20 protein-coding genes are annotated in these 14,951 nt (G+C 59.6%); 13 read left to right on the top strand and 7 right to left on the bottom strand.

Going from position 1 to position 14,951, the window contains the following annotated elements; genetic code table 11:
* Positions 1–93: 93 nt before the first annotated feature.
* The 6 genes from AB4Z52_RS07145 to AB4Z52_RS07120 all read left to right on the top strand — a co-directional run bounded on the left by AB4Z52_RS07145 (position 94) and on the right by AB4Z52_RS07120 (position 6,104).
* The gene (locus AB4Z52_RS07145) at positions 94–567 is read left to right on the top strand and encodes a 3-hydroxyacyl-ACP dehydratase FabZ family protein (protein WP_442217212.1); all 474 of its coding nucleotides are present in this window, start codon (positions 94–96) and stop codon (positions 565–567) included.
* Positions 568–610: 43 nt separating this feature from the next.
* On the top strand, positions 611–1,816 hold the full coding sequence (locus AB4Z52_RS07140; protein WP_442217211.1) for a beta-ketoacyl-ACP synthase: 1,206 nt from the start codon (positions 611–613) through the stop codon (positions 1,814–1,816).
* A 14-nt stretch (positions 1,817–1,830) separates the two neighbouring features.
* Entirely contained in the window at positions 1,831–3,117 is a 1,287-nt protein-coding gene (locus AB4Z52_RS07135; protein WP_442217210.1) for a beta-ketoacyl-ACP synthase, read from the top strand.
* 112 nt (positions 3,118–3,229) lie between these two features.
* Positions 3,230–4,258, top strand: coding sequence for a zinc-binding dehydrogenase (locus tag AB4Z52_RS07130; RefSeq protein ID WP_442217209.1), 1,029 nt, complete (start codon positions 3,230–3,232; stop codon positions 4,256–4,258).
* 4 nt (positions 4,259–4,262) lie between these two features.
* Positions 4,263–5,195 (top strand): lipid A biosynthesis lauroyl acyltransferase, encoded by a 933-nt coding sequence (locus tag AB4Z52_RS07125; RefSeq protein WP_442217208.1) that lies wholly within the window; start codon positions 4,263–4,265, stop codon positions 5,193–5,195.
* A gap of 243 nt (positions 5,196–5,438) precedes the next feature.
* Entirely contained in the window at positions 5,439–6,104 is a 666-nt protein-coding gene (locus AB4Z52_RS07120) for a PAS domain-containing protein (RefSeq protein WP_442217207.1), read from the top strand.
* 57 nt (positions 6,105–6,161) lie between these two features.
* Here the strand turns inward: AB4Z52_RS07120 and AB4Z52_RS07115 are convergent, their stop codons facing one another.
* Positions 6,162–7,100 (bottom strand): zinc ABC transporter substrate-binding protein, encoded by a 939-nt coding sequence (locus AB4Z52_RS07115; protein ID WP_442217206.1) that lies wholly within the window; start codon positions 7,098–7,100, stop codon positions 6,162–6,164.
* A gap of 103 nt (positions 7,101–7,203) precedes the next feature.
* Between AB4Z52_RS07115 and AB4Z52_RS07110 the strand changes: the two genes are divergently transcribed.
* The 4 genes from AB4Z52_RS07110 to AB4Z52_RS07095 are packed head-to-tail and all read left to right on the top strand — an operon-like array spanning position 7,204 to position 10,305.
* Entirely contained in the window at positions 7,204–8,103 is a 900-nt protein-coding gene (locus tag AB4Z52_RS07110; protein ID WP_442217205.1) for an ATP-binding cassette domain-containing protein, read from the top strand.
* Complete coding sequence (znuB, locus tag AB4Z52_RS07105) at positions 8,096–8,923, top strand: zinc ABC transporter permease subunit ZnuB (RefSeq protein ID WP_442217204.1); 828 nt, start codon at positions 8,096–8,098, stop codon at positions 8,921–8,923. The genes AB4Z52_RS07110 and znuB overlap by 8 nt, the downstream gene beginning before the upstream one ends.
* Positions 8,920–9,318, top strand: coding sequence for a Fur family transcriptional regulator (locus AB4Z52_RS07100; RefSeq protein WP_442217203.1), 399 nt, complete (start codon positions 8,920–8,922; stop codon positions 9,316–9,318). Before znuB ends, AB4Z52_RS07100 begins: the two co-directional genes overlap by 4 nt.
* Before the next feature lie 45 nt (positions 9,319–9,363).
* On the top strand, positions 9,364–10,305 hold the full coding sequence (locus AB4Z52_RS07095) for an alpha/beta hydrolase (protein ID WP_442217202.1): 942 nt from the start codon (positions 9,364–9,366) through the stop codon (positions 10,303–10,305).
* A 1-nt stretch (position 10,306) separates the two neighbouring features.
* Here the strand turns inward: AB4Z52_RS07095 and AB4Z52_RS07090 are convergent, their stop codons facing one another.
* Positions 10,307–10,837 carry a gamma carbonic anhydrase family protein gene (locus tag AB4Z52_RS07090; RefSeq protein WP_442217201.1) on the bottom strand — a complete coding sequence of 177 codons (531 nt, stop codon included), beginning with the start codon at positions 10,835–10,837 and terminating at the stop codon, positions 10,307–10,309.
* 16 nt (positions 10,838–10,853) lie between these two features.
* Positions 10,854–11,564 (bottom strand): fumarylacetoacetate hydrolase family protein, encoded by a 711-nt coding sequence (locus tag AB4Z52_RS07085; RefSeq protein WP_442217200.1) that lies wholly within the window; start codon positions 11,562–11,564, stop codon positions 10,854–10,856.
* 228 nt (positions 11,565–11,792) lie between these two features.
* Here AB4Z52_RS07085 and AB4Z52_RS07080 point away from each other — a divergent pair, with 228 nt between their 5' ends.
* Positions 11,793–11,990: a hypothetical protein gene (locus AB4Z52_RS07080; protein WP_442217199.1), complete on the top strand. Its 198-nt coding sequence runs from the start codon at positions 11,793–11,795 to the stop codon at positions 11,988–11,990.
* 254 nt (positions 11,991–12,244) lie between these two features.
* Here the strand turns inward: AB4Z52_RS07080 and AB4Z52_RS07075 are convergent, their stop codons facing one another.
* The 4 genes from AB4Z52_RS07075 to AB4Z52_RS07060 form a co-directional block, all read right to left on the bottom strand.
* Positions 12,245–12,598 (bottom strand): hypothetical protein, encoded by a 354-nt coding sequence (locus AB4Z52_RS07075; protein ID WP_442217198.1) that lies wholly within the window; start codon positions 12,596–12,598, stop codon positions 12,245–12,247.
* Positions 12,595–12,954: a hypothetical protein gene (locus AB4Z52_RS07070; protein ID WP_442217197.1), complete on the bottom strand. Its 360-nt coding sequence runs from the start codon at positions 12,952–12,954 to the stop codon at positions 12,595–12,597. The genes AB4Z52_RS07075 and AB4Z52_RS07070 overlap by 4 nt, the downstream gene beginning before the upstream one ends.
* A 166-nt stretch (positions 12,955–13,120) precedes the next feature.
* Positions 13,121–13,432, bottom strand: coding sequence for an HNH endonuclease (locus AB4Z52_RS07065; protein ID WP_442217196.1), 312 nt, complete (start codon positions 13,430–13,432; stop codon positions 13,121–13,123).
* A gap of 12 nt (positions 13,433–13,444) precedes the next feature.
* Complete coding sequence (locus AB4Z52_RS07060; protein ID WP_442217195.1) at positions 13,445–13,849, bottom strand: hypothetical protein; 405 nt, start codon at positions 13,847–13,849, stop codon at positions 13,445–13,447.
* An 84-nt stretch (positions 13,850–13,933) separates the two neighbouring features.
* On the opposite strand from AB4Z52_RS07060, the gene AB4Z52_RS07055 reads away from it, so the two are divergent.
* Together AB4Z52_RS07055 and AB4Z52_RS07050 are read left to right on the top strand one after the other, a co-directional pair.
* Entirely contained in the window at positions 13,934–14,185 is a 252-nt protein-coding gene (locus AB4Z52_RS07055) for a transcriptional regulator (RefSeq protein ID WP_442217194.1), read from the top strand.
* An 8-nt stretch (positions 14,186–14,193) separates the two neighbouring features.
* Positions 14,194–14,442 (top strand): hypothetical protein, encoded by a 249-nt coding sequence (locus AB4Z52_RS07050; protein WP_442217193.1) that lies wholly within the window; start codon positions 14,194–14,196, stop codon positions 14,440–14,442.
* Positions 14,443–14,951 lie beyond the last annotated feature (509 nt).

Raw genomic sequence — 14,951 nt, 5'->3', positions numbered from 1 at the left:
CCGCTCTGAAACATGGCGGCCGGGCGGTTTCGTTCTTAAGTATCGTATCCCGCCTGGGCATTTCAGTCTCGCCGGGTCGGATCGGAGGCACTGATGCTGCTGGAATATTTCCAGATGATCGACCGGATCGAATCCGTCGATCTTTCCAAGGGCCTTTTGAAGGCTCGCTCCGTTGTTCCCGCCAAAAGCCCCGTCTTCGAGGGCCATTTTCCCGGCATGCCACTGGTTCCCGGCGTTTTGTTGATCGAGACGATGGCGCAGGCGTCGGGCATGCTCGTCCTTGCCGTGACCAAGTTTGCAGCGATGCCGTTCCTGATGACCGTCGACAGTGCAAAGATGCGCACATTCGTCGAGCCGGAGGCCGTGCTCGATATCGAGGCGCAGCTGGAGCACGACGGCTCTGGTTTCGCCGTCACCAAGGCGCGGATCACCATTGCTGGAAAGAAGGTCTGCGATGCGCAGTTGAAGCTGCGTACCATGCCGTTTAATGAAGTGCCGCTGGCCGACATCGTGCGCAAGCGGGCAGGCGAAGTCGGGCTTCTCGACGCCATCGCCGCCAACGCGTAAGGACGCGGCAGCCGATGCGCGGCGCAGCCAAGAGGATTGATGTATGACCAAGGCTCCGAATGATGTGGTTGTGACAGGTGTCGGCATCGTCACCTGCCAGGGTGTCGGCAAGGACGCGCATGTCGCGCTGCTGACGGCAGCGACCGCGCCCGCAACCATCGTCGAAACCGAGAAATTCAAGCCCTATCCGGTGCATCCGCTACCGGAAATCGACTGGTCCCAGCAGATCCCAAAGCGCGGCGATCAGCGGCAGATGGAAAACTGGCAGCGCATCGGCGTGTTCACGGCCGGGCTGGCTCTCGACGATGCAGGCTTCAAGGACGATCTCGAAGCCTGCGGTAGCATGGACATGATCGTGGCAGCCGGCGGCGGCGAGCGCGATATCAATGTCGATACGCTGATCGTCAACGAGGGCCTGAAGCGCAATGATCGCGAGTTGCTCCTCAACGAGAAGCTGACGACCGAACTTCGCCCGACCTTGTTTCTCGCCCAGCTTTCGAACCTTCTTGCCGGCAATATATCCATCGTCCACAAGGTGACGGGCTCTTCGCGCACGTTCATGGGCGAGGAGGCGGCCGGGATATCGGCAGTCGAAACTGCCTTTCATCGTATCAAGTCAGGCGAATCGAGCCATGCGCTCGTCGGTGGCGCCTTTTCCGCCGAACGTCTGGACATGATCCTTCTGATCGAATCGATCAGCGGCCATGCGCTCGGCGATTGGCATCCGCTCTGGTCTCGCAAGCCGGAGGACGGCGGCGGCATGATCGTCGGCTCGCTCGGCGCCTTCCTGGTGCTCGAATCGCGCGCCCATGCCGAAGCCCGCGCCGCGACGATCTATGCAACGATCGATGCGATCGAAGGTGATCGCGGCAATCGCGCCGACGGCAGGATGGAGGCCCGTCTTGAGCGCATGCTTGGCGAAGCCAAGGCAGCACGTGGCGAGGGCACCATCGTATTTTCAGGCAGTACCGGCTTTCATGATCTTGCAGCGCGCGAGAAGGCTTTGCTGGAGGCGACATTGCCGAATGCGGCGATCCGCGGCTATGGCGGCATTTCCGGGCATGGGCTCGAGACGCAGTTCCCGCTCGGTGTGGCCTTCGCCGCTCTTGCCCTTGCCAACAAGGCGAAAGTGCCCCCATTCGATCCCGGCAAGGAACTGCCGATGAAGGCCGGTGCCAGAACTGCTGTGGTGACGACAGTCGGCCACGTGCGTGGCGAAGGCATCGCCGTACTTTCCGCTGAAGCGTGAGGAGTGACACAACCATGACAACTTCCGCCTACAAGGATCATCTCGGCCGCCCGATCGTCGCCGTCACCGGTATGGGCATCATCACCTCGCTCGGCCAGGGACTAAAAGACAATTGGGAGGCGCTTTCATCGGGCGTCTCCGGCATCCACGGCATCACCCGTTTCCCAACGGACGGCATCTCGACGCGCATCGCCGGCACTGTCGATTTCATCGATATCCCGGTTCCGAATGCCGTCGAACGATCCTATGCCTTTGCGCGTGAGACCACCATCGAAGCACTGGCGCAGGCGGGCCTTTCCGGCGATTTCAACGGGCCGCTGTTTCTTGCCGCACCGCCGATCGAGCCGGAATGGAGCGCCCGCTTCGAACTTGCCGATCGCTCGCCGCCCGCCGATCACGAGGGCGATGCCTATAACCGCTTCCTTGCCGCCATGCGCGAGCGTCCGGACCCGGGTTTCCACGAGGCGGCGCTGTTTGGCGCGATCTCCGAGCGGCTTGCCGACCGGTTCGGCACACGCGGCCTGCCGGTGACGCTGTCGACCGCCTGCGCTTCCGGCGTCACGGCGATCCAGCTTGGCGTCGAGGCCATCCGACAGGGCCGTACATCGCGGGCGCTGACGGTTGCCACCGACGGCTCGCTGAGCGCGGAAGCCCTGATCCGCTTCTCGCTGCTGTCGGCTCTGTCGACCCAGAACGATCCGCCCACCAAGGCATCCAAGCCCTTCAGCAAGGACCGCGACGGCTTTGTCATCGCCGAGGGGGCGGCGACCCTGGTGCTGGAATCGCTCGAGGCTGCGATTGCCCGCGGCGCGAAGATCCTCGGCATCATGAAAGGCTGTGGCGACAAAGCCGACAGCTTCCACCGCACCCGGTCTTCGCCAGACGGGGCGCCCGCGATCGCGACGATCCGCGCGGCGCTGGCCGATGCAGGCATGGACGAGACAGATATTGGCTACATCAACGCCCACGGCACCTCGACGCCGGAAAACGACAAGATGGAATATGGGGCGATGTCCGCAGTGTTCGGCGATCGCCTGCCTTCCATTCCGGTTTCGTCCAACAAGTCGATGATCGGCCATACGCTAACCGCCGCCGGCGCCGTCGAGGCCGTGTTCTCGCTGCAGACGATGCTTGCCGGCACGCTGCCGCCGACGATCAACTACAACAATCCCGATCCGGCGATCGCCCTTGATGTCGTGCCGAACAGGAAGCGAGAAAAGCAGGTGCATGCCGTGCTTTCGAACTCGTTCGGCTTTGGCGGACAGAACGCCAGCCTTGTCATGGCGCTCGATCCGGCTTAGAGGCTGTCTGCAACCATTGTTTGGCATGATAACAGCCCGAAAACCGCTTCGTGTTTTTCGGGATTGTGCCTCGTGAGATATTGACGACGCCTCCGGGCGATAGGGTTTTGCCATGCGCGCTTTGCAACTGATCGACGACCGCAAGCTTGAAATCACCGACCTGCCGGAGCCCGATGCTCCAGGACCCGGTGAAGTGACCCTGCGCGTCAAGGCGGTCGCGCTCAATCACATCGACGTCTGGGGCTGGCGCGGCATGGCCTTTGCCAAGCGCAAGAAGCCGCTGGTGATCGGTGCGGAGGCCTCCGGCGTCGTCGAGGCGATCGGGACGGGCGTTACTAATGTGCTGCCTGGGCAGCTCGTGTCGATCTACGGCGCACGCACCTGCGGACTTTGCCGCGCCTGCCGCGAGGGTCGCGACAATCTCTGCGACCATGTCAGCGGCGTGCACGGTTTCCATCTCGACGGCTTTGCGCAGGAGAAGGTCAACCTGCCGGCGCGGCTGCTGGTTCCAGCTCCTCCCGGCGTCGATGCCATTGCCGCAGCGCTTGCGCCGGTGACCTTCGGTACTGTCGAGCACATGCTGTTCGACAACGCCAAGCTCGAGCCGGGCGAGACCATCCTTATCCATGCCGGCGGGTCCGGCATCGGCTCTGCCGCAATTCAGCTTGCGAAGAAGATCGGCTGCACCGTCATTACCACGGTCGGTTCCGACGACAAGATCGAGAAGGCAAAGGCGCTCGGCGCCGATCACGTCATCAACTACCGTGTCGATCGCTTCGAGGGCGTCGTGCGCAAGCTGACCAAAAAGGAAGGCGTCGACGTTGTCTTCGAACATGTCGGCAAGGACACCTGGGCAGGCTCTATGCTGTGCATGAAGCGTGGTGGACGGCTTGTGACCTGCGGGTCGACCTCGGGCGTTTCCACCGAGATGAACCTGATGATGCTGTTCCAGCGCCAGCTGAAACTTTTGGGTTCGTTCGGCTGCCGCATGGAGAATATGGCCGATGCCATGCAGAAGATGGCCCGCGGCCTCGTCCATCCCGTCATCGATACCGAAGTCCGCTTCGACGACATCGATCGGGCGCTTGAGCGAATGGAATCCCGGCAGATATTCGGCAAGATCATCCTGAAGATGGATTGATCTGTTGAAGCTGTTCATTACCCGCATTGTCCTTGCCCTGATGCGCTTTCGGCAATGGTCGATCGCGCAGGTAGCCTTCGGATTTCTCAATTTCCTAAAACTCTTTCCGGCCGATGCAGGCATCCGTTTTGCCGATCGGCTGATGCGAACGATCGGGCCGCGCATGGGCCGGCACAAGCTGATGTTGACCAATCTGCGCAACGCCTTTCCCGAAAAGAGCGATGCAGAGATCGAGGCGATCGCCATCGCCAGCTGGGGAAACATGGGCCGGCTGGCGGCCGAATATGTGTTCCTCGACCGGCTGTTCGATTTCGATCCGGCGAGCGAAAAGCCGGGCAGGGTAGAGGTGTCGGGAATACCGATTTTCCTCGATCTGCGCGACAATCCGCGACCCTTCATCGTGTTTACGGCGCATACCGGCAATTTCGAGCTGCTGCCGGTGGCGGGTGCCGCATTCGGGCTCAAGGTGACCGTGCTGTTTCGCCCGCCCAACAATCCCTATGTGGCGCAGAAGGTCTTCGATTTTCGCAGCGAACGCATGGGCAAGCTCGTGCCGTCGCACGCTGGCTCTTCATTTGCGCTTGCCAGGCAGCTTGAAGCGGGTGCGGGCGTCGGCGTGCTCGTCGATCAGAAGTTTCGCAAAGGCGCAAAGACCAAGTTCTTCGGCCTCGACGTCAAGACCAATCCCCTTTTGCCGAAGCTGGTGCGGCAGTTCAAATGCGAGGTCTATCCGGCGCGCTGCGTGCGCCTTTCCGGCAACCGCTATCGGCTCGAGATCGAGCCGAAGATGGAGGTGCCGCTCGACGTCAACGGCAATCTCGATCTGCCGGCCACTGCCCAGATGCTGAACGACAAGGTGGAGAGTTGGGTCAGGGAAAATCCGGAGCAGTGGCTCTGGTATCACGACCGCTGGAATATCAAGAAGAATATTCTTTAGTAGTTATACTGAATTCAATACTACCTATAAGTGAAGTCGATAGTGGTTGTTGAACCTGAGTTCAAGTTATGTTACCCAGATTTACTTAAGTTCAGCTTTGGAATTGAAACGCTTGGCTGATTGAAAAATTCCCTGGGAGCTCGGGTCGGGGGGCTGAGTTCAATTGGATGTTTGTATGAGGAGGGGATATTGCTTGCGCTCTTCCACGCTTTTTCGACGAAATGTGCTCAGATGCGACGGGCCGTGACAGACGGCGACGATGAGCTTGCCTGCTCTCTCGATCGCGAACTGGGGCCGTTGTTCACCGCGATTGTCGAGTATCGCGCGAGCAGCGCGCTTGAGATTTACATGCAGCTTCAGTTCATCGGCAATTTCATCCGTGACGAGGCGGACGATCGCTCGTCTGTCATTCGTAACGTCCAGGCATTGTCTGTCCTGGTCGATCGCTATTTTGCGGGCTCCGACGAGCCGGCGCCCGATTCGCTGGTCGCGCTTCCCGCGATGAAGGCGGATCCTTATGCCGAGGAATTCGATCGCGGCCGTCTGCTCAACGACACTATTCTCGACAGCCTGCCCGATCGCGTTTTTGTCATCACCCGAGATTACCGATTCCTCTACAGCAATGTGGCGAATGGCGAATATCTCAACCTGAAGCCGATCGAGCTTATCGGCCGGCACGCGGTGGAATTCGTCGGCCACGAGAATTTCGCCCGACGAACCAAGCCGAAGTTAGATGCCTGTCTTGCCGGTGAGAAGGTCGAGTATGTTTTCCGCGACGACATGGCCGATACCGGCGAGATGGACTGGCATTGCAGGATGGCGCCGTTGCGCGACGAAAAGGGGTTCATTTTCGGAGCCTTGATAAACCTGCAGAACGTGACGGCGAAAGGCTGCGTGCCTGCGCGCTGATTTTTTCGCGGCTACCCTTCCGGCGAGCGACAACTTTTTCCGTTCGATGGGGTTGCGCTAGCTATCGTTCGACAGGCAGTTCTTTAGCGAATTGACGAGACCGTGCATCAGTTCAAAATAGAGTTCCGGCCCTTCCTTCAATGTCGCGGCTTCGGGATCGAGCACTGCCGATTTGGCTGACGTGCCTTCGATGACGACGTCGATCAGCTTCGGTTCGAATTGCGGTTCCGCAAAGACGCAGGTCGCGCCGAGGTTTGCGACCTTGTCGTGAATTTCCGCCACGCGCGCAGCACCGGGGATGGTCTCCGGGCTGACGGTGATCGAACCGGCAACGCGGACACCATAGCGGCGCTCGAAATACTGGTAGGCGTCGTGGAAAACCACGAAGGGCTTATCCTTGACCGGTGACAGCGCGGTCACGATCTCCCTGTCGAGGGCGTCGAGTTTGTCGTTGAGCGCCGTCTGGTTCCCCTGATAGGTCAGGGCATTGGCCGGATCGGCTGCCACAAGTGTCGTCGTGATTTCGGCAGCCATCGCCTTAGCGTTCATCGGGTCGAGCCAGAGATGGGTGTCGAATTGCTGCGCAGGATTGCCGGCATCTGCCGCAGGCTCATCGCCGTCGTCATCTGCTTCAAAGGCGCCGCCTTCGCGGAACTTTAGCTTCTTTATTCCCGGCGCCTTGTCCAGTTCGGCAATGACGGCATTGGAGCCGAGTGCCGACAGCGGCTTCTTGAGGAAGGCTTCCATCCCGGGGCCGACCCAGAAGATCACCTTGGCAGCTTCAAGGGCACGGGCGTTCGAGGGCTTCAGCGAATAGGTGTGCGGCGACGCGGCGCCCTCGACGATCAGGTCAGGCTTGCCGACGCCGTCCATTATGGCCGCGACGAGCGAATGGATCGGCTTGATCGAGACAACGACCCCGGGCACCTCGCCAGCCATTGCCGCATTTGAAAAAAGCAGTGCCGCTGCCAAGCTGAGGATGGTTCTTGCCGTCATTGTCGAAAGCTCCGCTTGAATGCGGCCCGTTATGTTATTACATCAATTGCGTAATGCTATAACGTGTGCGATAGCAGGGCGCAACTGCGGAACCCGGAAAAACATGCTTTCTCCCGTCAACGATCAGGCACAGGCTCTCGTATCGCTTTCCAATGTCGGCATCCTTCGAAATGGCCGATGGCTGGTGCGTGGCATCGACTTTTCCGTGCGTCGCGGCGAAATCGTCACCCTGATTGGGCCGAATGGCTCGGGAAAGTCGACCAGCGCCAAGACCGCCATCGGTGTGCTGAAGCCGGATGAGGGGCGTGTCGAGCGGATTGCCGGTCTGAAGGTTGGCTACGTGCCCCAGAAGCTCTCCGTTGATTGGACATTGCCGCTGACCGTCGGCCGGCTAATGCGGTTGACGGGACCGCTCGCCGAACCGGAGCTGATGGCGGCGCTCGAGGCGGTCGGCATCGCGCATCTGGCCAAGGCGGAGGTGCAGCATCTTTCCGGCGGCGAATTCCAGCGGGCGTTGCTTGCGCGCGCCGTTGCCAGAAAGCCCGATCTGCTCGTCCTCGACGAACCCGTCCAGGGTGTCGATTTCGGCGGCGAGATCGCGCTTTACGACCTCATAAAATCGATCCGCAATTCAACCGGTTGCGGCGTCCTGCTAATCTCCCACGATCTTCACGTCGTCATGGCTGCGACCGACACCGTCATCTGTCTCAACGGGCATGTCTGCTGTCGGGGCACGCCACAGGCGGTCAGCCAGAGCGCGGAATATGTGCGGCTGTTTGGAAGCCGCGCAGCCGCTTCGCTTGCCATCTATAGCCACCATCATGATCACGCGCATCTGCCTGACGGCCGCGTGCAGCATGCCGACGGTTCCATTACCGATCATTGTCATTCCGAAGACGGGCATCACGACCACGGCAGCCACGATCATGCGGGGCATGGCCACGATCACCACCACGGCGACGAGGACTTGGCGGCGAAGACCACGGGAGAGCGTCATGCTTGACGATTTCTTCCTTCGTGCGCTTGTCGCCGGTGTTGGGCTGGCAATCACGACCGGGCCGCTTGGCTGCTTCATCATCTGGCGGCGGATGGCCTATTTCGGCGACACGATCTCGCATTCGGCCTTGCTCGGGGTGGCGCTGTCGCTGCTGTTGCAGGTGAACCTGACGCTTGCAGTCTTTGTCGTCGCGGCGATCGTGTCGATCCTCCTCCTGTTGCTGCAGCGCCGGCAGGCGCTGTCTGCCGATGCGCTGCTCGGCATCCTGTCGCATGCGACGCTCGCAATCGGGCTTGTCATGGTCGCGTTCATGACCTGGGTGCGGATCGACCTCATCGCCTTTCTCTTCGGCGACATTCTGGCGGTGACCTGGACCGACATAGCCATGATCTGGGGCGGCGGCATCCTTGTGCTTGCGGCCATTGCCTGGCTGTGGCGGCCGCTGCTGGCGTCGACCGTCAGTTCGGACCTCGCCGAGGCCGAGGGATTGCGGCCGGAGAGGGCGCGGCTGTTCTTCATGCTTTTGATGGCCGTCGTCATCGCCATTGCGATGAAGATCGTCGGCATCATGCTGATTACCTCGCTTCTCATTATCCCGGCGGCAACAGCCCGTCGCTTCGCGGCGACGCCGGAGGTAATGGCCGTGCTTGCATCGCTGGTTGGAGCGGTGGCGGTCGTCGGCGGGCTCTTCGGCTCGCTTGGCTACGACACGCCCTCCGGCCCCTCGATCGTCGTTGCGGCGCTGATGCTCTTCATTGTCAGCCTGCTGCCGCTTGGCCGGCGAGACGGCGCGCGGGCGGCACAACAGGAAGGACAAGGCTCATGAACACGCCGCAGTTGACCAAGAACCAGGGCCTCGTCTTCGACGTGCTGACCAAGGCCGAGGCGCCGCTCAGCGCCTATACGATCCTCGACAAGCTGCGCGACAGCGGTTTCCGGGCACCATTGCAGGTTTACCGCGCGCTCGACAAGCTGCTCGAATACGGCGTCGTCCATCGGCTGGAAAGCATCAACTCGTTCGTCGCCTGCGCCCACCCGAACGAGGATTGTCACACCCATGGTCTGGTGGCCTTTGCCATCTGCGAGGGCTGTGGCCAGGTGATTGAGTTTCACGACCACGAGGTCGACCACCGGCTGATGGACTGGCTCAAATCACAAAAATTTAAGGCCGAGAAGGCAACCATCGAAATCCGCGGGCATTGTGCTACGTGTTCGCAATGAACATGGCATAGGCTTGATCGACAGAGTTCGACGGAGCGGCTGAGAATGGATTTGAAAAGGCGAAATTTTCTGGCTGGCGTGGCCCTGGTCGCCGCGGCATCCCAGGCCCAGGCGGCGGCGACAGAGATCGACACAACTATTGAAATCATCAATCTGTGGCCCGGTCAGCCTCCGGGCGGCGCCGGCCCGACACAGAGCGAAGACCTGACGCCGCGTGGCGCGCTGCGGCAGATTTCCACGCCGCGCCTGATCGTCCACAGGCCGGACAAGCCAAGTGGCGCTGCGATGCTGCTGTGCTCTGGCGGCGGGTACCGCAAGGTCGATATCGTCAACGAAAGCACTCCGGCGGCCATCTATTTCGCATCTCGGGGCATTACCGCGGTCGAGCTTGTCTATCGCGTGCCACAGGAAGGCTGGAGCATTCACGCGCCATTCCTCGACGGCATGCGGGCCCTGAAGATCATGCGCGCCCAGAGCGAGCGGCTTGGCATTCATCCGGCGCGCACCGGCATTCTCGGCTTTTCCGCCGGCGGGCACCTGGCAGGGATGCTGGCAACGGGCGCGGCTGAAAGCTTTTACGTGCCCACAGATGACATCGACAACCAAGTCATGAAGCCAGCCTTTGCAGCGCTGCTTTACCCTGTCATCACGATGATGGCGCCGTTCGACCAGACGCAGAGCCGGCTGAATATCATCGGGCGTCATCCGACGCAGGATCTGCGCGAGGATTTTTCCGTAGAGCGACAGGTGAGCCGCGACACGCCGCCGATCTTTCTTGCCCATGCGTTGGACGATCCGATCGTTCCCGTCGACCATAGCCTGATGATGTTTCAGGCATTGCGCAGCGCTGGCATAGACACGGAAATCCACGTTTTCCAGTCCGGTGGGCATGGCTGGGGCATGGGTAAGGCCCGGCCTGATGTGATCAGCTGGGCGCAATTGGCCGAAACATGGCTGCGGTTCAACGGCATGCTTACGACCTCCTGAGTCAGTCCATTCGCTTCATATCCCGGGCAAAGCGCTGCCAGTTGGCGATATAGTTGGCCGCCGAGCGGCGCAGGCCTTCGATTGCGGCCTCGTCCAGCGTCCGGATGGCTCTGGCGGGCGAGCCAATGATCAACGATCCCTCCGGGAATTGACGGCCTTCGGTGACCAGCGCGTTGGCGCCGACAAGGCAGTTCCGGCCGATGTTTGCGCCGTTCAGCACCGTCGCGCCCATGCCGATCAGGGAGTTGTCGCCAATGGTGCAGCCATGAATGATCGCATGGTGGCCGATGGTACAACCTTCGCCGATAGTGGTTGGAAACTGCGGATCAGTGTGAACCATGACGCCTTCCTGGATATTGGTTCCGCGACCGATCAGGATCGGTTCGTTGTCACCGCGCAGAACGGCGCTGAACCAGATGCCGACATCTTCCGCGATTTCGACCTTTCCGATGACGGAGGCATCGGGAGCCAGCCAGTAGCGGCCGGATTTCGGTGTTTTCGGCGTCAGCTCGCCCAAGGCATAAAGCGGCATCGTCTTTCCTCCGCGATCAGATGACTGACAGTTCGAGCAAGCCCACGCCGTCGACGCCGGAAGCGATGCGATCGCCTCTCTTCACCGGGCCGACACCTGCCGGCGTGCCGGTCATGATGATATCGCCGGGCGCCAGCGTAAAAAGCTTCGATAGTTCGGCGATGACTTCCGGGACTTTCCAGATCATCTGCTCAAGGTCTCCCTGCTGCGCGCGCTTGCCGTTCACATCGAGCCAGATGGCGCCCTTGTCAGGATGTCCGAGCCGTGCTGCCGGGATCAGCGCGGAAACCGGAGCGGAATGCTCGAACGCCTTGCCGATCTCCCAGGGCCGTCCGGCCTTCTTTGCCTCGCCCTGCAGGTCGCGCCTTGTGAAATCGATGCCGACGGCATAGCCGTAGATGCAATCGAGCGCCTTGTCGGCCGGGATATCGGCTCCCCCCGATTTCAGCGCGATCACCAGTTCGACCTCGTGATGCACATCCGCCGATAAAGGCGGGTAGGGGAAATCAGCGCCGCCGGACAAGAGATTGTTCGGGTTCTTCTGGAAGAAGAACGGCGGTTCGCGGCTTGGATCGTGGCCCATTTCGATGGCGTGATCGGCATAATTCCGCCCCACACAGTAGACGCGGCGAACCGGGAAACGAGCATCCAATCCGTTGATTGGCAACAGGACTGGCGCTGGCAGGGGAATGACTGTGGCTTGCTTTTCAGACTTCGTCTCAGACATAGCGTCACTCTTCAAACAGGGAAGCACCTCTTGTCTTCCGATTCCAGCAGCGACGCCAGCCACGATTTCGGGAAGAACAAAAACTGGCCGCAAAATTCGTAAATATGTTATTGAGGCGTCGCACGGCCACGCCGTTCGTTGAAAACATAGTTAATATTTTAACTATTTGCCTGTATGAACGGAACGAATTCAACCGTTTGCCCGTTAGGCGGAATCTGGGAGGAAACCATGTTCTTAAGTCTGTTCAAGGCCAAGTCCGTCGAAGTCAACGACGTCGAAGCGTTCGATGTCGAGCGCGGTGAGGTCTTCCATCCTGTGATCGCCGATCTGATGGTCGCCCAGGAAAAGGGCATCCGCCAAACCCCGCACGAACGCGATTATGGCGCTGCCCGCAAGGCGACGAGGGTGTCCGTCGCCTTCGTCTGACGTTCTCCGTCTCGCTATTTCCACGCTTGCACTGTATAAGGCGCCCGATCACGATCGAGAGCGGACATGCAAGAGCAAGCGGAACCCCCTGCAATTCAAGGGAAAACTCACTATTCCAACGGCAAGATCTTAGCCGTCGCCCCCATGATCGACTGGACTGATCGTCCCATGTTATAGGGCGAGTAGAGGCCATGTTGTACCTCTCGTCGTACCGACCCGGAATCGACGGAGAACAAAACCAACCGTCGTGTTTGCTATGCCTTGGGGCAGGGAAAGGTTCGTTCTAGGCCAGTCAGAAGAAGGTTTGGCCAGCCGCTCCAATTCAAGGCACCTAACTTGGGATAAGTGATCACCATTTCGTCCATGATCTGTAGGTATTGATCACGCGTAATCGATAGTCGTTCCGGCTGACAGTAGAACATTGGCATTTTCCTGTCCGCGAGTTGCGCGTTTGCTATGCCCCAGGTCTTCCCAGATACGATAACTTCATCAAGAACCTGCGGGTTATTGTGGGCGGCCTTCAGAAAGTCCGCGATGGTGTCGATGTCCCCGGCATAAGCTGCGCTTCCGCTGGCTAGTAGGGCGATTAGAAGGAGGACTGCTCTCATGGCTTTGCTCCGGGGCAGGGGAATGCCTCAACCAAACTTTGAAGAAGTAGATCTGGCCAGGCGACATAGCTTTCCGCTAGGTCGTTCGGATGGTGTTTTACGAAATCCTGAAGCATCTGGATGTAGTTCTGCTGATTGATCGCAAGGTTCTTTGGCTGGCAGAAAAAGGGAGGCAGCCCGCGCCGTTTGAGTTCTAAGTTGCTCCAAAACCATGCTGTACCAGCGCCTCCGAGATAATTCTGAATGCGGCTGTCAGTATTTAGCTGCTCCAGAAAATCAGCAACTGAAGGATCCTTGGCACAGACCGAGCCCGCGCCAGCGAGCAAAGCCGCCGCCAGTATAGCTATCTTCTTCATGGATGTTCCCCAACCCCAGTCACATAGACCTAACGACGGCCTGCAACTTTAGCAAGAGGTTCTCGCGCGTCAATCTGCCAGTTTTATGGCACAAAGGAACCGCCGGCATTCGCGCCGGCGGCCTGGTCTCCTCGTGGTGGTGGCGCTGGTGAGGCGCTTGGTATTCCTACCGATCGTCGGGCGACCGACCGCACTCAAGAAACTCGTAAAACTCTCCGCGGCGCCAAGACTTGAAGGTCAGCCAATCCATGGCTGAACCACGCATTCCATTGCACTCGCGGCAGGCCATGGCCAAATTGTCTGGACGGGTCCACCCGTGGCGGCGTCCAGTGATCAGGTGCTCAAGTGTGGCAACGTCCGGCTTGTTCTGATCGCGCCGCAGGTGGCTGATTGTGACGAACCGATCGCAGTAGCAGCATCGACCGCCCTGCTTCTGGAAGAGCATCAACACATAATAGCGACGGACGTAGGTCTTCATGGCTGCCTCGGATTAAATTAGGGGAGTGTGACCCCGCATGCATGCAGCTCGCTGCGCTCGCGTCATGCGCGGCGGCAGCCATTCTTCGTTCGCGGCTACAATACTCTTTGCCTCGAGATCTTGGGCCGCGGTGATGGGCGCCGGGCCACGCGTTAGCGCCTCGGGCATCATCATGCGAAGCGGCCGGCCATAACTCTCGCCGAGCACGGCGACGTAGAATACCTGGCTCCCAAGCCCGGTACGCCTTCTTTCCACGATAACGCCAGTCATTGGACCGATGGTCACTGTATCGCCAACTTGGAAGTTCCAGCGGTCGTAATAGGGCCGGCGTTGCGAGCCTGGCACGGGTCGTCTGGCGATGAGGCCGCGTGGAAGTAAGCTTCTTTCGGCGTTGCCGATGGAACGGTGCGTGGTCATTGTGGGCTCCTCGTGTTGATTAATTTCGCTCAATACGATAACTAATACCATCAACAGGGAACGCGTCAAGCGATTTTAATTACAGTGAGCGAAATTAATCAGGTTACCGGCAAGCAGCTTGCTGCTGCGCGCGCCCTCGTCGGTCTTGGCCAAGTTGAACTTGCCAAAGCCGCAGATATTTCAGCGCCGACGTTGAGGCGTATGGAAGCGAGCAAAGGCGCCCTTGAAGGAATGAAGAACAACGTTGCAGCTGTATTGCGCGTCCTCGAGGAAATGAAAGTCGAATTCATCGATGGCGGAGTTCGCCTGCGCGCCGCCGTCAAGCCTGGAGACTAAGGGAACAAATGCAAAATGATTTGTCGGACGAGCTGCAGTATCAGCGCAACGACCTCACCTTCGAAATCCAGGAGGCTTTGATACATCTCGAGCAGTTAGAACGCGGACAAATCAAGGTCATCGGGCTCGACCCTAATATTCCTCAGGCTGATCCCGAGCTAGCGACGGGCGAATATATTGCGCATTTCCGCGCTCACCTCGCAACCATGAAGACTATGCTCGCTTTGATTGATCGCGTCGAGGCCAGTTCCAGATAGGCGCTCTTGACGGTAACTCCACGCCTCATAGGCCGAAAAGAACCTCCCCGCGCCATTAACGTAAATACACAACTCTTTGGCGCCGAAGTGAATCCGAGTTGCCATTTAAACGAGAGATGATTACACGTTTTCGCAAGGGGAAACTGGGGATCATCTCGTGAGGAAAATCATTGCTGCGGCACTCTGCGCCGCCGGTCTATCGTCGTGCGCGACGAACTACACTTACGTTCCGATTATCCCCAATCCGCCCAACATGGAAATGGCCCAGGCTCAATGCCAAATGATGTCTTCAGGCACGCAGCAAGGCGTTTTCGCATACGGGAGCACGAGCTACGTGGCAGGCGCGCAACTCGGCAACGCGATCGGAAACGCCATTCGCGCTGACCAGTTCGTTCAGCAGTGTATGACCATGAGCGGGTGGCGCCGAGTCCCTCTGCCGCCGCAACATGCTCCGGTGACGCAGCCGAAATATACGCCTGCGGGAAAGCCGTATAAGGGCGCGGGTGCGT

Origin of the sequence: Rhizobium sp. 2YAF20, assembly GCF_052114685.1 — a bacterium.
GTDB lineage: Bacteria > Pseudomonadota > Alphaproteobacteria > Rhizobiales > Rhizobiaceae > Rhizobium.
This window is presented reverse-complemented; position numbering and strand designations above follow the sequence as displayed.